At 69.4% G+C, this 16172-nt stretch carries 15 protein-coding genes; 5 read left to right on the forward strand and 10 right to left on the reverse strand.

What is annotated here, in order from left to right; all coding sequences use genetic code 11:
* Positions 1–859 (reverse strand): FG-GAP-like repeat-containing protein (locus VIR15_RS20820; protein ID WP_331931349.1); only part of this gene is annotated, 859 nt, incomplete at its 3' end.
* A 126-nt stretch (positions 860–985) separates the two neighbouring features.
* Between VIR15_RS20820 and VIR15_RS20825 the strand changes: the two genes are divergently transcribed.
* The gene (locus VIR15_RS20825) at positions 986–1372 is read left to right on the forward strand and encodes a VOC family protein (RefSeq protein WP_331931351.1); all 387 of its coding nucleotides are present in this window, start codon (positions 986–988) and stop codon (positions 1370–1372) included.
* Here VIR15_RS20825 and VIR15_RS20830 read toward each other — a convergent pair.
* The 4 genes from VIR15_RS20830 to VIR15_RS20845 all read right to left on the reverse strand — a co-directional run bounded on the left by VIR15_RS20830 (position 1347) and on the right by VIR15_RS20845 (position 5318).
* The gene (locus VIR15_RS20830) at positions 1347–2924 is read right to left on the reverse strand and encodes an acetate--CoA ligase (protein ID WP_331931353.1); all 1578 of its coding nucleotides are present in this window, start codon (positions 2922–2924) and stop codon (positions 1347–1349) included. The genes VIR15_RS20825 and VIR15_RS20830 overlap by 26 nt on opposite strands.
* Positions 2917–3204, reverse strand: coding sequence for a DUF1905 domain-containing protein (locus VIR15_RS20835; protein WP_331931355.1), 288 nt, complete (start codon positions 3202–3204; stop codon positions 2917–2919). Before VIR15_RS20835 ends, VIR15_RS20830 begins: the two co-directional genes overlap by 8 nt.
* A 22-nt stretch (positions 3205–3226) precedes the next feature.
* Entirely contained in the window at positions 3227–4222 is a 996-nt protein-coding gene (locus VIR15_RS20840; protein ID WP_331931357.1) for a helix-turn-helix transcriptional regulator, read from the reverse strand.
* Positions 4223–4466: 244 nt separating this feature from the next.
* Positions 4467–5318: a sigma-70 family RNA polymerase sigma factor gene (locus tag VIR15_RS20845; protein ID WP_331931360.1), complete on the reverse strand. Its 852-nt coding sequence runs from the start codon at positions 5316–5318 to the stop codon at positions 4467–4469.
* Positions 5319–5538: 220 nt separating this feature from the next.
* On the opposite strand from VIR15_RS20845, the gene VIR15_RS20850 reads away from it, so the two are divergent.
* On the forward strand, positions 5539–5910 hold the full coding sequence (locus VIR15_RS20850) for a hypothetical protein (protein ID WP_331931362.1): 372 nt from the start codon (positions 5539–5541) through the stop codon (positions 5908–5910).
* Between the two features lie 67 nt (positions 5911–5977).
* Here VIR15_RS20850 and VIR15_RS20855 read toward each other — a convergent pair whose 3' ends face one another.
* The 4 genes from VIR15_RS20855 to VIR15_RS20870 form a co-directional block, all read right to left on the reverse strand.
* A complete protein-coding gene (locus tag VIR15_RS20855; protein ID WP_331931364.1) occupies positions 5978–6664 on the reverse strand; it encodes a UdgX family uracil-DNA binding protein in 687 nt (228 codons plus the stop codon).
* Positions 6665–6667: 3 nt separating this feature from the next.
* Entirely contained in the window at positions 6668–7789 is a 1122-nt protein-coding gene (locus VIR15_RS20860; RefSeq protein WP_331931366.1) for a carboxylate-amine ligase, read from the reverse strand.
* 100 nt (positions 7790–7889) lie between these two features.
* Complete coding sequence (locus tag VIR15_RS20865) at positions 7890–8765, reverse strand: SDR family oxidoreductase (protein WP_331931420.1); 876 nt, start codon at positions 8763–8765, stop codon at positions 7890–7892.
* Between the two features lie 29 nt (positions 8766–8794).
* Complete coding sequence (locus VIR15_RS20870; protein WP_331931368.1) at positions 8795–9781, reverse strand: TIGR03885 family FMN-dependent LLM class oxidoreductase; 987 nt, start codon at positions 9779–9781, stop codon at positions 8795–8797.
* Positions 9782–9918: 137 nt separating this feature from the next.
* On the opposite strand from VIR15_RS20870, the gene VIR15_RS20875 reads away from it, so the two are divergent.
* From VIR15_RS20875 to VIR15_RS20885, 3 genes are read left to right on the forward strand one after another with little or no spacing between them, the layout of a single operon-like run.
* Positions 9919–11613, forward strand: a complete 1695-nt coding sequence (locus VIR15_RS20875; protein WP_331931370.1) for an alpha-amylase family protein — start codon at positions 9919–9921, stop codon at positions 11611–11613.
* A 37-nt stretch (positions 11614–11650) separates the two neighbouring features.
* On the forward strand, positions 11651–12091 hold the full coding sequence (locus tag VIR15_RS20880) for a DUF6098 family protein (protein ID WP_331931372.1): 441 nt from the start codon (positions 11651–11653) through the stop codon (positions 12089–12091).
* A gap of 11 nt (positions 12092–12102) precedes the next feature.
* A complete protein-coding gene (locus tag VIR15_RS20885) occupies positions 12103–14529 on the forward strand; it encodes a glycoside hydrolase family 31 protein (protein ID WP_331931374.1) in 2427 nt (808 codons plus the stop codon).
* 228 nt (positions 14530–14757) lie between these two features.
* Here VIR15_RS20885 and VIR15_RS20890 read toward each other — a convergent pair whose 3' ends face one another.
* Positions 14758–16149, reverse strand: a complete 1392-nt coding sequence (locus VIR15_RS20890; RefSeq protein ID WP_331931376.1) for an FAD-dependent oxidoreductase — start codon at positions 16147–16149, stop codon at positions 14758–14760.
* Between the last annotated feature and the right edge of the window lie 23 nt (positions 16150–16172).

Consider the following 16172-nt stretch of genomic DNA (forward strand, 5'->3'; position numbering starts at 1 on the left):
GCCCCGAGGACCAGCCGCCGGTGCCGGTGCCGCGGTAGAGCCACAGCTTGCCGTCCGCGTCCCGTGCCAGGACGTCGACCCTGCCGTCGCCCGAGAAGTCCCCCGGCGTGACCAGAGCCGTGAACCCGCCCCAGCCGCTGCCGACCTGGACGCGTGGCCAGGAGAAGCCGCTCTGGCCGTTGCCACGGTAGAGCCACAGCCTGCCGTCCGCGTCCCGCGCCAGGACGTCGACCTTGCCGTCACCATTGAAGTCGCCCGGACCGAGGACTGCTGTGAACGAGCCCCAGCCGCCACCGAGATCCACGTAGGGGGTGCTCCAGCCGCCCGTGCCGTTGCCGCGGTAGAGGAACATCCTGCCGTCGGCGCTCGTCGCGAGGACGTCGACCCTGCCGTCGCCGGAGAAGTCGCCCGGTCCGATGATGTTGGTGAAGTTGCCCCAGCCGCTGCCGATCTGGGGATACGGCGAGAGCCAGCCCCCCTTGCCGTTGCCGCGGTAGAGATACAACTTGCCGTCGGCGTTCGTAGCGAGGACGTCGACCCTGCCGTCGCCGGAGAAGTCGCCCGGCCCGAGGATCTTCGTGAAGGCCCCCCAGCCGCTGCCGACCTGGAGGTAAGGCGTGATCCAGCCGCCCTTGCCGTTGCCGCGGTACAGGATCATCTGGCCCGCTTCGTTCCTCGCAAGGACATCGACCATCCGGGCCGTGGTGGTCGCGGCCACCGCGGTGGCGGCCGCCGGGGCGGTCGCGATGGGTGCGGCGGTCGGCTCCGGGGCCGCTTGCGAGGTGGCCCCGACGGACGCCGCCGGGAGGAGTCCACCGAGGGTCATGGCCCCAACGGCCAGCAGCGCCTTGGTTCTCATGATTCGACGGTAAGTCCGGGCGGCCCCGTCCCGCAGGGACTTAGGTCCTTCCAACCACACCTGCGCTGACGGGTGACATCGGTCGTTGGAGGGCGTCTACTGGAGCGACCGACGAAAGGTGATGACATGTTCCGTGACACCAAGGCCTTCAGCGGGTTCTCCGTCGATGACGTGGCCGCGGCCCGAGCCTTCTATGCCGACACCTTGGGGCTGGATGCCACCGAGGACAACGGCATGCTGACCCTCCGGATCGCCGGCGGTACCAACGTCCTCATCTACCCGAAGGACAACCACGAACCTGCGACGTACACCGTGCTCAACTTCCCGGTCGACGACATCGAGGCAGCCGTCGACCAGCTATCGGCGCGGGGCGTGACCTTCGAGCGATACGAGGGCACGCCGCTCGAGACCGATGCCAAGGGGATCTTCCGCGGTGGTGGCCCGCTCATCGCCTGGTTCACCGATCCCGCCGGCAACGTCCTGTCCGTCATCGAGGCGCCTGGGCCAGGCTGACCAGGTCGCGGCGTCGCAGCTTGCCGTTGCCGGTCCGCGGCAGGGCCTCGACGTAGACGATCTCGCGCGGCCGCTTGTACGCCGCGAGGTGCTCGGCCGCATGGGCCAGCAGGGCAGCCGGGTCCACGTCATCAGGGTCGTCGGCGTCGCGTGGCACGACGAACGCCGCGATGATCCGCACTCCCGGGCGCACCTCGACCTCCGTCACCCCGACCTCGGCGACGGAGGGATGCCGCGCGAGGCAGTCCTCGACCTCGAGCGGTGAAACCCGGTATCCCAGGGCGTTCATGACGTCATCCGCGCGCCCGTGGAAGGCCAGGTAGCCATCGGGGCCGATCTCGGCGAGGTCTCCCCCGACGAACCAGTCGCCGCGCAGTACCTGCGCCTCCTCGTCCGGACGTTGCCAGTAGCCGAGCATCAGCCCCGGATCCGTGCGGTGGACAGCGAGCAAGCCCGTCTGGCCGGGTCCGAGCGGCTCGTCACCGCCGTCGACCGGCAGGACGGCGACGCATCGACCCGGCTGCGGTCGCCCGGGACTGCCCGGCCGCACCGGCGTGCCGGGTCCCGACGAGACGAACGTCGAGATCTCGCTCATCCCGAGCGCCTCGTAGAGCTCGAGTCCCGTGCGCTCGCGCCACTCCTCCAGGAGCGCCGGGGCGAGCGCCTCGCCCGCAGTGACCCCGTGCCGCAGCGACGAGAGGTCCACCTTCTCCAGGTCCGGGCTGCGCAGGAGCTGTCGGTAGACACCCGGGACGGCCGCGAAGATCGTCGCGCGGTGTGCCTCGATGAGCCGCGCCCACACTCCGGTATCGCGAGCGCCGTTGTAGATCAAGGCGGTTGCCCGGTTGATCCACGGGTCGGTCAGGCCCACCCCCAGCGTGTACGTCCAGTTGAACGCGCCCGCATGCAGCAGGATGTCCCCCTCGCGCAGCCCGAGCCACGCGTCGTGCATGGGTCGCCGTCCCCACGCCGACCGGTGTGCGTGCAGGACTCCCTTGGGACGGCCGCTCGTACCCGACGTGTAGACGAGGAACGCCGGGTCGTCGGCACGAGTCGGGCCGTATGCCGCTGGGCTGGCTTCCGCGCGCCAGCGGGCGACGTCGGTGGGCGAGACCCGAGACACCGCAGGCGGCAGGTCCACGGCGAGGGCATCACTCATGGCGACGGTGCGAGCGCCCGAGTCCTCGATGAGGAAGCGGACCTCGTCTGCGGTCAGCTGCGGTGAGGTCGGCAGCGAGATGATCCCGGCGGCCATGGCCCCGAAGTGCAGCAGCGCATAGTCGCTCGTGTTCCCGAGGCGGATCAGGAGCCGGTCACCCGGCTCCAGTCCGCGATCGACCAACCCTGTGGCGACCGATCGGACGGCCTGGTCCAGCGCACGGAAGGTCCAACGTTCCACCGCTGCCCGTGGTGCGGCGGCGTCGGTGACGACGACCAGGGCAACGCGATCGGGTGCCGCCGCAGCGGCCCGGCCGATGGCCAGCTCGGCGAGGTTGAGCACTGTTGGCGCCGGCTCACCGGTGTAGCCGATCGGCGCGCCCGCGTCAGACATCGATGCTCAGGCGGAGCTCTACGACGTCACCGAGCTCGAGTGCCTCGGCCCGCCGGACGCGGTCCTTGAGTGGCACGAGGAACCGACCATCCTTGGGAAAGAGCGAGGTCGTGAACTCGGTCCGGCCCACTTGGGCCGTGACCGGGATGACACCCCAGCCGTAAGTGACCAGCTCCTTCGCCGCCTCGATCTGGGCCGACTCCTCGTCAGGCACGGGGACGAAGTGGAACGGCGAGGGACCCCGCCACCAGATGATCTCGCCGCTGAACTCCAGGTCCATCTCCGTGACGGTAGCCGACTGCTCAGCTGGCCAACGTCTGGCTCGGCGGCTCGCCGTACGCCTCGCGGTAGTACGACGAGAAGCGGCTCGACCCGCTGAAGCCCCACTTCGAGGCCACCGCGCTGACCGTCAGACCGTCGTGCGGACCGGCGAGCGCGAGCTCGTCATGTACCCGCGCCAGACGCACCCGGCGCAGGTAGGCCATCGGCGTCGTGTCGAGATGGCGCCGGAAGGCGAGCTGGAGCGCCCGTGGCGTCACCCCGGCCGCAGCGGCGATGTCACCGACGGTGAGGTCCTGGTCAGCGTGCTCCTCGATGAAGGAGATCGCGTCCCGGACCGTCTCGGCCGTGACCGGCAGGTCCTGCGGGGCTTCGACCTCCCTGCGCACCGCCTCCATCGTCGTGTTGGGGAACGTGGCGAGGGCAACCGCTGCCAGGAACCGCGCGGACTCCCCGACGACGAGCGGACTGACGGGGAACCCGGACCCGCCCGCCAAGGTCCTGGCGACGTGGTCGACGGTCTCCTGCCAGTGGCGCTCGGCCGCCTGGCTGACCGGGCGGGTGCCAGTGAACAGCAGATTCCCAACGCCGGTCGTCGCCGCCGCGACGTCTCGCAGCAGGGCGAGGTCGACGCGGACGCCACGCGCCCGCGGCTCGTCCCCGGCCCAGTCAATTCGACTGGGTCGGTTGTCCCACGCGATGCAGACGGATTCCCCGGGACCGACCTGCTCCCGGACCCCAGCTGCTTCGGCCTCGTAGGTGAGCAGCCCGCGCTCACCGGTGACGAAGAGGACGGACTCAGGAGGTTCGGCACGATCCGGTGCCCGTAGCTCCGCCGAGATCCCGGCGGTGGTGAGGACATCGATGGAGAACCGCCCGGCATCCGTGTGCGACAGGGAGAAGTAGTACCCGTCCGGGGAGCTGATCAGGCGGAGAGGGACGCTGAGCTCCTCTGCGCAGATCTGCTCGATCTGTGCGGGGTCGGTCGTCGTGAAGGCGACCTTGTGGATGGTGCTCATGATGGTGAGCGATGAGGACATGATCAACTCCGAGGCTGACGTGTCCGAGGGCCCTGGTTTGACCCATCAGGAGCCGTCTCCGGCTCACTGACTCTCCGACGATAACGCAACGTGGCGCCGAATGGGGAATTGGCTTGCTGTGCGTTGCTGTGCGTTGCTGTGGGTTGCTGTTGCTGCGGAGGATGAGGTAAACGCGCCGACACAGCGTCGGCGCGTTCACCTCAACCCGGGGAAGCTAGTGCGGTCAGGCGGCGCTCACGACCTCCCGGGTTTCGTCGACCGTGACACCCATCTGGGTGCGAAGCTTCTCCAGGACAGCGCGCACGAGGCGGGAGACCTGCATCTGGCTCACGCCGAGGGCGAGCCCGATCTCCTTCTGCGTCATCGCGTCGACGAAGCGCATCTGCAGCAGCTCACGGTCCTTCTGCGAGAGGCTGCCCAGTGCCTCAGAGAGCGAGACCCGGTCGGCGGCCGACTCGAGCTCATCCTGGGGCTCGGCGAGGCTCTCCGCGAGGGAGCGCGACTCGTCGTCGCCGAAGGTGAGGTCGAGCGACAGCGGGTGGTAGCTGTGCTCCGCCGAGAGGCACTCGACCACGTGATCAGGGTCGACGCCGACCTCGTCGGCGAGGTCCGCGGCGGTGGGCGTGGTGCCGTGCTCCTGCTCCCACTGCTCACGTGCGAGACGCAGCACGGGACCCAGTTCCTGGAGCCGGCGAGGCGGGCGCACCATCCAGCCGTGGTCCCGGAAGTGTCGCTTCAGCTCCCCCGAGATCGTCGGGAGGGCATAGCCGATGAACGACGTGCCGGGGCCTGGGTGGTAGCGCCGGATGGCGACGACGAGCGCGAGCCGCGCGACCTGGACGAGGTCCTCGGTCGGGATGCTGCGCCCGGCGTAGCGTGCTGCAACGCCATCACAGAGGTCGAGGTGGAGCCGGACGATCTCGTCGGTGAGCCTTTCGCGCTCCGCGCAGTTCTTTGTACGCGACAGCTCGAGGAGCAGCTCCTCCGCCTTCCGGTCCCTCTCGACGAATCGGCCACGTCGGCGGCTGATCGGGGTGGGGTGGGTGGTTGGGGAAACGGACTTCATGCGTGACATGACTCATCTCCTGCGTGTGCGGGTGACGGAATCAGCTCGTGTTTGAACCGCTCGTGAAGTCCCTTCCACTTTCGCGTCGAAGCGCGGCTCCCGACCACCACACAAACGAACACTTCTCCCCGTGGACCTGCTCAAAGCGAAGGCGGTTTGCTGCAGCGCCCGCCGGGTAAACGGCGCAGCATTGGGACATGACGCATCAAGCTGGACGAAAGGAGTCGTCGTGAGCGTGACGAGCTTTCAGGACCTGCCCCTGGCCGACCGCGACCGAGAATGGGACGGTGACGCCGCGGAGCGCCGGGTGAGGGACTGGGCCGGCGCTGAGGACGGCCCGAACGAGAAGTACCGCGACGCCCACGTCTGGTACGACGCCGACAACAAGGACAACTTCACCGCGTACAAGCTGCTCGTGGCTGACGTGGTCGATGGCCGGCTCAAGGCCGTGCCTCGGGGAGTCATGGCGGCGGCCGCGGTGATGCAGGGCTCGCGTGGCGGGGTCGACCTGCCGGAGAAGGACCGCGACCGGGTCCGCAGTCACCTGGCCAAGTACTACGCCAAGTGGGGAGAAGACGCGCCGTGGGAGCGTGACGAGTGACCGACGGATGAAGGGGTATGCCGCTGAGCTCGCTGGCACTCGACGCGGCGACCCAGCCCTCCCGCCTTCAATGACGGTGCAGCAGGTCCTTGGCCACGGCAAGGTCGCGCACGAGAGCGGCGCGGTCCACCTCACGCTGCCGCGAGCGCAGGACCGACGACGGATGCGCGGTCGCCACCGCCACGGGCGGCGGCTCGAGTGACACGGCGGCGAAGCCCGACGGCTCGCCGCTCTGGTCGGCCCTCGGCCACTCGAGGGGCCGTCCTCGTGCCTCACCGACGCGGAACCCAGGCCCGTAGATCGCCTGGCCTGCCGTGCTGCCGAGAATGACGACGACCTCCGGCTTGACGAGCCCGAGCTCGGAGAGCAGCCAGGGCTCGCACGCCGCGACCTGCCACCGCACCGGCGACTTGTGGATCCGCTTGCCGCCCTTGTCGACGTGGCGGAAGTGCTTGACGACGTTGGTGCGGAAGGCGTCGCCCGGCTCGATCCCCGCCTCCCCGAGCGCCCGGTCGAGCAGCCGTCCCGCCGGCCCGACGAAGGGCAGGCCGGCGAGGTCCTCCTTGTCTCCCGGCTGCTCGCCGACGAGCATGAGCCGTGCCGGCACCGGCCCGTCGCCCATGACTCCCTGCGTCGCGTCGCGATACAGGTCGCAGCCCCGACAGCCGTCGACTGCCTCGCGCAGGCGGGGCAGGGTCGGCCGGTCAGGAACGAAGGGCTCCGCGCCCGGGTACCCATCCGCCGTGCGCGGCATCGCTCAGTCCTCCTCGTGCCCGGCCGTGACCCGCACCGCGTGGGCGACGACGTCGATGAGCTGCCCAGTGCGCTCCATCATGCGCGTCTGCAGCTGCGCGCCGTTGCCGCGGGTGCGGACTCGTTCCAGTCCCTCCTTGACCACCTCGACGTCGCCGGCCTCACCCAAGGCCGGACGGATGTGCTCGACGAGCCGGTCGATGACGTCCCAGGCCCGCTGCGGGCGCAGGGTGAAGGGGTCGAGGAGCCGGCCGGAGACGCCCTCGCGGGCGGCCTGCCACATCGCGAACCGGACCAGCGTCGTCGGCACCGCGGGCGCCTCGACCGACCGCGACCACTCGCGCGCCGCCGTCTCCACGAGGCCGCGGCAGAGCGCTGCAATCAGGAGGGTGTCGCTCGCCCGCAGGCAGACGTCCGCCGCGCGGATCTCGACGGTCGGGTAGTGCTGCGACAGCCGCGCGTCGAAGTAGACCATGCCCTCGTCGAGGATGACGGACGACATCGTCAGGTCGCGCACCATCCGGTGGTACGCCGCCGCCGAGCCGAAGAGCTCCGTCGGCCCGTTGGAGGGCCATCGGCCGAAGGACTGCGAGCGCCAGCTCGCGAAGCCCGTGACCTCGCCGTTCCAGAAGGGCGAGTTCGCACTGAGGGCGAGAAGCACCGGGAGCCACACTCGGATGCGGTCGAGCACGCCGACCCCCTCCTCGTCCGAGTCGACGGCGACATGCACGTGCAGCCCGCAGGTGAGGTGCTGACGGGCGACGATCTGGTAGCGCTCGTGCATCCACGCGTACCGGATGGACTCGACGGGCACGGGGGTCACGGGGAACGGAGATGTCCCCAGTGCGGCAACGGTCGAATCAGCCTGTCGCGCAGCCGAGATCGCCTCGCTGCGCCAGTGGCGGACCTCATCGGCCAGATCGTCGAGCGACTCGACCGGAGCGGTGTGCGTCTCGATCATCTGCTGCTGGAACTCGCCCTCGAGGGCCCCGCGAACGCCGAGACCGGCGACCGGTTGCTCGTTCATCGCAGCACGGAGGACGAGCTGCCCGGACACCGACCGCGGCCGCCCGTTGCGAACGTCGACGAGGAGCATCTCCTCCTCGACGCCAACCGTCCTTGCCATCCATCCACCTCCCAGCCAAGGGAGCTGAATCGAGACTACGCCCCCCTCCCAAGGCACCCTTGTGCTGGGAGCGAGCCCAGCGGCATACGGCATCGTGTGGTCAGAAGACCGCCTGGCCTCCCGTCACCCCGAGCACCGTCCCGGAGACGTAGCTGGCGTCCGACGGAGACGCAAGGAAGACGTACGCCGGGGCCACCTCACCGGGCTGACCGGCCCGGCCCAGCGGCGTGTCGGACCCGAACGTCTCGATCTTCTCGGTTTCGCGAGTCGCCGGCTGCAGCGGCGTCCAGATCGGGCCCGGGGCTACGGCGTTGACGCGGATTCCTTTAGGGCCCAATGACTGTGCGAGGTTGACGGTCAGGTTGTTGAGCGCCGCCTTGGTCGCCGCATAGTCGAGGAGAGCCGGCGACGGGTCGTAGGCCTGGATCGACGTCGTGTTGATGATCGACGAACCCGGCGTGAGGTGTGGGAGCGCCGCCCGGCAGAGCCACAGCACCGCCTGGAGGTTGGTCCGCATGACCCTCTCGATGTTGTCGTCGGTCAGCCCCTCCAGACCCTCGCCCGGACCCTTGTCCCAGTGGAAGCCCGCATTGTTGACGAGGACGTCGAGGCCACCGAGCCCGTCGACCGCGTCCGCGACGACCCGGTCGCAGGTCGCGCGGTCGGTGAGGTCACCGGGGACGAGGACGGCGTTCCGACCGGCCTTGCGCACCCAGGACGCCGTGTCCTCGGCATCGGGCTGCTCGGCCTCGAGGTAGTTGATCGCCACGTCGGCCCCCTCGCGGGCATAGGCGATGGCGATCGCCCGGCCGATGCCGGAGTCCCCTCCCGTGATGAGCGCCTTGAGGCCCTCCAGCCGCCCGTGTCCGGTGTAGGTCTCCTCGCCGTGGTCCGGGACCGGCTCCATCCTCGTCGTCAGGCCCGGCGGGTCCTGCTGTTGGGGAGGGAAGCCGCCCTTGTCGTCGTTCCTGACCATCGAGGCCGCGCGCTCTCCGATGCTGCTGCTCACGATGTGCTCCTTCCGATGACGTCAGCGGTGGCGAACTGCGGCAACACCTGGGCACCGAAGGCGTCGATGAACCGTGACTGGTCAGCGCCGACGAAGTGCACCATGACCGCATCGAAGCCATCATCGAAGGCCTGCCGGATCCGGGCTGCATGCGCCTCGAGGTCGCTCGACACGTGCACGGAGCGCTTGACGTCGTCCTCGGTGACGTGCCGGCCGAGCTCGTCGAAGCCCGCGACGGAGTCGATGTCCCAGGCCACGGGCGCTCCGAAGACGTTGCTGCGCCACTGGTTCATGGCGATCTCCACGGCCTCGTCCTCGCTGGGAGCCCAGCTCACGTGGAGCTGAAGCCGGACCTGCCCCCGGCCACCGTGCTGGCGGTAGGCCTCGAGGGCGTGACGGTCGCCGCCCCCGTGCTGGTTCACGGTGATCAGACCATCGGCCCAGCTCGCGGCCTGTGCCGCCTTCTCCGTGGTCACCGCTGCGGCGACGAGGTCAGGGCGCCGGCTCGGCCGCGACCACACCCTGGCGCGGTCCACGGAGACGAGACCGTCGTGCGAGACCTCCTCGCCGTCGAGGAGCCGTCTGATGACGTCCGCGCATTCGATGAGCCTGCGGTCGCGCACCTCCTTCCGGGGCCATCCCTCGCCGGTCACGTGCTCGTTGATGGCCTCGCCGGAGCCCAGGGCCGCCCAGAACCGGCCGGGGAACATCTCGCCGAGCGTGCCGATCGCCTGCGCGGTGATGACGGGGTGGTACCGCTGGCCCGGTGCGGTGACGACGCCGAAGGACAGGTTGGTCGCGTTGAGTGCCGCGCCGAGCCAGGACCACGCATAGCCGGACTGGCCCTGGTCCGTGCTCCACGGCTCGAGGTGGTCGGAGCACATGGCGGCGGTGAAGCCCGCCGCTTCGGCGTGCTTGACGTCCTCGAGCAGCTGGGACGGCGCGATCTGTTCGTGCGAGCAGTGGAAGCCGATGGTGGGCATCCGGTTCGTCCTCCGTAGGGGCTTCGGTCACGGGCGGTGGTCGCAGCAGCCGTCTACCCGCGGGGCGAGTCTGCGAAACGCCGGTGGCCGGGGCCGGAGCGGTGGCATCCGGCCCTTTGGTGGGTACTGCGCCACACATGAGGATGAGCCAGACGGGTGACCTGTGGTGGAAGACGGCGGTGCTCTACTGCGCCGACGTCCAGACGTTCTACGACTCGGACAGCGACGGCGTCGGCGACCTGTGCGGGATGACCGACCAGCTCGAGTACCTCGCGGACCTCGGCGTCAACTGCCTGTGGCTCATGCCGCTCTACCCGGGCCCGTCGAAGGACGACGGCTATGACATCACCGACTTCTACGGGGTCGACAGGCGGCTCGGCAGCCATGGTGACTTCGTCGAGCTGGTCCGGACGGCCCGGGCGCACGGCATCCGGGTCATCCTCGACTTCGTCATGAACCACACGTCTGACCAGCATCCGTGGTTCAGGTCGGCCCGTCGCAGCGTCGACGACCCCTATCGGGACTACTTCGTGTGGAGCAAGACGAAGCCGAAGACCAACCCCAAGGACATCGTCTTCCCCGACCAGGAGGACAGCCTGTGGGAGCTCGAGCCGAGAACGGGCGAGTACTACCTGCACCACTTCTACAAGCACCAGCCGGACCTCAACGTGATGAACCGTGCGGTGCAGGAGGAGATCGCCCGGACCCTCGGCTTCTGGCTCGAACTGGGCGTGTCGGGCTTCCGGGTCGACGCGGTGCCGTTCCTGTTCTCGACGGACTCCGCGCCCTCAGGGCCTTCGGAGGGCCCAGCCGTCCCCTTCGACCCAAAGCGCTACCTCGGGGACGTCCGCAAATACATCACCCGGCGCGTCGGTGACGCGCTGCTCCTGGGCGAGGTCAACCTGCCCTATCCGCAACAGAAGACGTTCTTCGGCGGCGCCGACGGTGACGGACTGAACATGCAGTTCGACTTCGCCGCCATGCAGGCCCTCTACCTGGCCCTTGCTCGGGAGGACGCCCGTCCGCTCGAGGGAGCGCTGCGCCGCCGACCCAGCCTGGACGTCACGAGCCAGTGGGCGAACTTCGTCCGCAACCACGACGAGCTCACCCTCGACCAGCTCAGCGACAAGGAGCGGCAGGAGGTCTTCGACGCCTTCGGTCCCGACCCGGACATGCAGCTCTACGGCCGCGGGCTGCGCCGGCGCCTCCCGTCGATGCTCGGCGGTGATGAGCGCCGCTTGCGCCTCGTCTATTCCCTCATGTTCTCCCTGCCCGGTACTCCCGTGCTCTTCTACGGCGAGGAGATCGGGATGGCCGAGAACCTCGCCGTGCCCGGCCGGCTCGCCGTCCGCACCCCGATGCAGTGGGGCAACGACTCGACGGGCGGTTTCACCGACGCGCCCCCGCGGAAGCTGACGCGGCCGTTCCCGGACGGCCTCTACTCGCCCGAACGCGTCAACGTGGCGGACCAGCGCCATGACCACGACTCGCTCTGGTGGTTCATCCGCAACCTCATCCGGCTACGGCGCCAACACCCGGAGCTCGGCTGGTCGACCGTCGAGGTGCCGCGGACCAAGCCGCAGAGCGTGCTCGCCCACGTCGCCCGCGAGGAGGACGGCTGGACGATGCTCGCCCTGCACAACCTGGCCCCGGAGAGCTGCCTCGTGGACGTGACGATCGGCGAGGTGGAGCCCGGCTCCACCCTCGTCGACCTCGTCGGCGAGCGCGAGACGCACCCGGTCGCGAAGGACGGCCAGACGCAGGTCAAGGTCGACGGCTACGGTTTTCGTTGGCTGCTGCTGCGTCGGCCCGGTGACCGTCCCGCGAAGTAGCTGACGAAGCTCACGTGCGAGTGGGTACGGGACCCACGTGGAGGTCATTGCCAATTTCGACGAGGTCGTCGAGCTGGCGCGCATGCGAGCCCCGCTGTACGTCCGGTACTCGGCGGGGCCCGCACGCGACGCCGAGACGCCGAGTCATGACGTCGAGGCAGGCGTGGCGCTGCCCGGCATCCCCGCAGCCAGCCTCACTCCCACGCACTGGTGGACCCGGCCGGACGAGGACTGGGTCGCCCGACGGCTCTGTACGTACGTCGACCCCCTCGAGCAGGACGGCAACGGCGCTGACCGCCGACCGTGGCTGCTCACCGGCGTCGTCGTCGGCTATGGCCCGAACCACGAGCCCCTCATCGGCGCGGTGGAGCCGCTGGGCTGGGTGGGTCCGGAGGTCTTGGAGACTGCCAAGGAGCTGTATCGGACCCGCTTCCACGGCGTGGACGATCCTTCCGGCCGCCGGCGTGAGTCAGCCTAGGCCGGAGAAGCATGCTGCCGACCGACCACTTCCTCCGTTTCGAGCGCATCACGTCAGCGGAGCAGACAGCACGCGGGCTGCTCGCCGAGGTGCACACCGAGCAGCTCCGGATCGACCTCGTGAGCGATGACGTCGTGCGGATCAAGCTCAGCCGCGGCGGGGTCTTCGACGAGGCGCCGACGCACGCCGTGTGCGTCGATCCTCTTGCAGAGATCGTCCAGTTCCAGTTCGAGCGGGACGATGAGTGCGTACGGCTGACGACGTCCGACATGGTCGTCTCGCTGTGGCTGGACCCGTTCCGGATCGATGTCCACCGCACTGACGGCACCCCGGTCGTCGAGTCCGCAGCCGACGACCAAGGTCGGTACTGGACGTACGCAACGCTCAACGATGCCTTCACCATCCGCCGTCGGTGCGGTGGAGCCGATCGGATCTTCGGGCTCGGCGAGAAGAGCGGCCGGCATGACCGGAAGGGCCGCGACTTCACCCTGTGGAACAACGACGTCCTGAGCGAGGTCGGCTCGCTGGAGTTCACCTCCGGCAAGGAGTCCGGCGATCCCCGCGGCGACCGCACGAGCACGGAGTTCGACCCCTACTACGTGAGCGTGCCCTTCTTCCACCACCAGCTGTACCCGCACGGGCAGATGAGCGCTTCGTTCGTCGACAACGGCTACCGCGGCCACTACGAGTTCTCGCCGGCCAACGAGTACCGCATCACCTTCGACGGCGGGCAGTACACCGAGTACGTCTTCGCCGGACCAGACATGCCGGGCATCCTCCGGTCCTACACCGACCTCACCGGCAGGATGCAGCTGCCGCCGATCTGGGCGCTCGGGTACCACCAGTGCCGGTGGCACAAGTACGACCAAGCCGCCGTTGAGGCACTCGGGCAACGGCATCGCGACGACGACTTCCCGTGCGATGCGCTGTGGCTCGACATCGACTACATGGACGGCTACCGCGTCTTCACGTGGGACACCGAGTCCTTCCCGGATGGCCCAGGCATGGTCAAGCGCTTGCGAGACAAGGGGTTCCGCGTCATCACCATCATCGACCCAGGTGTGAAGCACGAGCCCGGCTACTGGGTCTTCGACCAAGGGCTCGAGCGCGATCTCTTCTGCCGTACCGAGGGTGGCGACGTCTACGTGGGCCAGGTGTGGCCCGGCAACACGGCCTTCCCCGACTTCGTCACCGAGGAGGCACGTGCCTGGTGGGGCGAGCTCAACGCGGCCCACGTGCAGTCCGGGCTCGCCGGCATCTGGAACGACATGAACGAGCCGGCGACCGGGGTGATCTCCTCGACGACGATGCGCTTCGGCCGGGGGGAGTTCCCGCACGAGCGCTACCACAACCAGTACGCGCTGCTCATGGCGATGGGGACGACCGAGGGCCTGCTCGAGGCCATGCCTGAGCGCCGCACCTTCATCCTGTCGCGGGCCGGGTTCGCCGGCATTCAGCGGTACGCCGCGAACTGGATGGGCGACAACCAGTCTCGTTGGGACCACCTGTGGCTCAGCATCACCATGGGCTGCGGCTTCGGCGTCTCAGGGCAGCCGTTCGTCGGAGCGGACATCGGCGGTTTCCAGGGAAACGCCAACGCGGAGCTCTTTCTGCGCTGGATGCAGTACGGCGCCCTCACCCCCTTCTGCCGCAACCACTCCGAGACGGGCTACATCGACCAGTACGCGTGGGCCTTCGGCGAGGTCATCCACGAGCTGGTGCGTGAGGCGGTGCAGCTGCGATACCGGCTCCTGCCGTACATCTATGCCTCCTTCGTCCGCTCGTCGGAGACCGCAGAGCCGGTGCAGCGCCCCCTTGTCTTCGACTTCCAGTACGAGTCGGCGGCGGGCGACATCGACGACGAGTACCTCTTCGGCCACGACCTGCTCGTGGCCCCCGTCGACGAGCCCGGGATGACGGCACGTCAGGTCTACCTGCCGGCCGGAGGCTGGTACGACTGGTTCGGTGACAAGGCTGACGAACCGCATGTCGGCCGCAGCTACGTCATCGCGCCGACCCCGATGGACCGGATTCCCGTCTATGCCCGCGCCGGCTCAGTGATCCCGATGTGGCCGGAGGCGCCGCCCTCCACCGACGGCTACCACCCCGAGGTCATCGACCTGCACCTCTTCGTGCCGCTGGGCGATGGCCACTACGAGTCCCGGCTCGTCGAGGACGACGGCCTCACCTTCGCCTCCCGCGACGGAGCCCACCTCTCCACCACGTTCTCCGTGACCCGCAGCGGTGACGACGTGACGCTCACGGGCGAGGCGACCGGCGACGGCTATCCGCAGTTCCGGCGCACCGCCTTCCGGCTCGTCGTCCACGGCGCGCAGCCCGAGGTCGTTCGCCACGACGGCGCGGACGTGTCGCCCACCGATGGCGGGTTCCTGCTGCCCAACGCTGGGAGTGGCCTCCGGGTCGAGTTCTCCGCCTGACGCGATGGGCGGCTGACCAGCGAAGGCAGCCCAGCGGCATACGGGTGGGGAGAATTGACGGGACGGGTCCACGGGTAGCCTGCCGCACGAGCGTGAGTCCGGCACGGTGATCGCGTCATCTCTCCCACCTAAGCTGCCCCGGCACCGAGTGCACACTCGACACGAGCCAGCCCAGCGGCATACGGCTGGGGAGAATCTTCGGGGAGGGTCCGCGTTCTCTATCCAGCCCTAGCCGGCAGCATCGACGTGGATCGGTTTGACCGCCGGCCCGGCGATGACCTGGCCGTCCGAGCCGAACCGTGAGCCGTGGCAGTGGCAGTCCCACGTCTCCTCGGCGACGTTCCAGTGCAGGCGGCACCCCATGTGCGAGCAGCGCGGCGCCTCCCGCCGTAGCTCGCCGGTCACGAGCTCGGCGGCGACCTTGAGGTTGCCGGTGACGAGCGTCGGCACCGAGCGCATGCCGTCGGTGCGGCGGGCGTCAAAGACGGGCAGCCAGGCGGGTTCGCGGCCGGCCAGCAGGTCGCTGAGCATGAGTCCGGCGGCGCTGCCGTTGGAGAGGCCCCACTTGCCGAAGCCTGTCGCCACATGGACGTGCTTGTGGAGCGGGCTGCGGCCGACATACGGGACGTGGTCCGGCGTGACGTAGTCATGGGCGCTCCACCGGTGCGACACCTCGGCCACGTCAAAGGTCTCGCGGGTCCACTGCTCGAGGTCCGCGTAGCGGCCCTCCGTGTCGACGTGGGCGCCGACCTCGTGACCGTTGCCCACGACGATGAGCCCCTCGGGCCCGGCGTCCGGCCAGGGGCGGGTGGACCGCGCCGGGTCATCGACCGAGATCGTCATGTCGGCGGGGGCCCGGTCGCGCAGGCGGACGGCCAGACCGTAGGACAGGCTCGGACGGGTGCGCGCAAAGTAGCCGCCGAGCAGGCCGATGGGCAGGAGCGTGGCCACGACCGCATTGGCTGCCTCGACGGTGCCACCCTCGGTCTCGGCCGTGACTCGCCCGTGGTCCTCGGCGACGTGGCTCACGCGGGTGTGCTCGTGAATGGTGCCACCTGCGGCCACGAGGGCGTCCGCGAGCCCGTCCAGGTAGCGACGCGGGTGCACGTGCAGCTGGTCGGTGAAGCGCACTCCGGCGGTGATGGGGAAGGGCAGGCCGGACTCGTTGACGAGAGTCGCAGGCAGTCCGAGGCGCTGCGCCGCCACCGCCTCGTCCTCCATGGCACGGATCGATCTGGCCTCGTCCGAGGTCGTGTAGACGAGGGCGTCCGCGCGGGTCGGCGAGCAGTCGATGTCGAGCTCCTCAGCGAGGTCGGCGACGAGGTCGACGCCGGCCCGGTTCGCGTCGGCGTACTGGCGGGCCCGGTCGATGCCGGCCCACTCAACGAGGCGGGCATAGATGAGCGAGTGCTGCGCCGTCACCTTGCCCGTCGTGTAGCCGGTCGTCCCGTCACCGATCCGGCGCGCCTCGAGGACGACGACGCGCATCCCCGCACGCGCGGCGAGCAGGGCGGTGGTCAGCCCCGCGATGCCCGCGCCGACGAGGACGACGTCGGCCTCCGCGTCGCCTTCGAGCGCCGGCGCCGGCTCCCTGCGCCGGCCGGGGTCGTCCAGCCACACGCTGCCATGCTTTCCTGCCGGAG

This window comes from Intrasporangium sp. (genome assembly GCF_036566125.1).
GTDB lineage: Bacteria > Actinomycetota > Actinomycetes > Actinomycetales > Dermatophilaceae > Intrasporangium.

Excerpts from the sequence above, each read along its gene's own strand:
- VIR15_RS20845 (WP_331931360.1), bottom strand. The coding sequence starts at position 5,318 with ATGTCACGCATGAAGTCCGTTTCCCCAACCACCCACCCCACCCCGATC.
- VIR15_RS20860 (WP_331931366.1), bottom strand. The coding sequence starts at position 7,789 with ATGGCAAGGACGGTTGGCGTCGAGGAGGAGATGCTCCTCGTCGACGTT.
- VIR15_RS20865 (WP_331931420.1), bottom strand. The coding sequence starts at position 8,765 with ATGGTCAGGAACGACGACAAGGGCGGCTTCCCTCCCCAACAGCAGGAC.
- VIR15_RS20870 (WP_331931368.1), bottom strand. The coding sequence starts at position 9,781 with ATGCCCACCATCGGCTTCCACTGCTCGCACGAACAGATCGCGCCGTCC.
- VIR15_RS20885 (WP_331931374.1), top strand. The coding sequence starts at position 12,103 with ATGCTGCCGACCGACCACTTCCTCCGTTTCGAGCGCATCACGTCAGCG.
- VIR15_RS20875 (WP_331931370.1), top strand. The coding sequence starts at position 9,919 with ATGAGGATGAGCCAGACGGGTGACCTGTGGTGGAAGACGGCGGTGCTC.
- VIR15_RS20825 (WP_331931351.1), top strand. The coding sequence starts at position 986 with ATGTTCCGTGACACCAAGGCCTTCAGCGGGTTCTCCGTCGATGACGTG.
- VIR15_RS20855 (WP_331931364.1), bottom strand. The coding sequence starts at position 6,664 with ATGCCGCGCACGGCGGATGGGTACCCGGGCGCGGAGCCCTTCGTTCCT.
- VIR15_RS20840 (WP_331931357.1), bottom strand. The coding sequence starts at position 4,222 with ATGAGCACCATCCACAAGGTCGCCTTCACGACGACCGACCCCGCACAG.
- VIR15_RS20830 (WP_331931353.1), bottom strand. The coding sequence starts at position 2,924 with ATGTCTGACGCGGGCGCGCCGATCGGCTACACCGGTGAGCCGGCGCCA.
- VIR15_RS20835 (WP_331931355.1), bottom strand. The coding sequence starts at position 3,204 with ATGGACCTGGAGTTCAGCGGCGAGATCATCTGGTGGCGGGGTCCCTCG.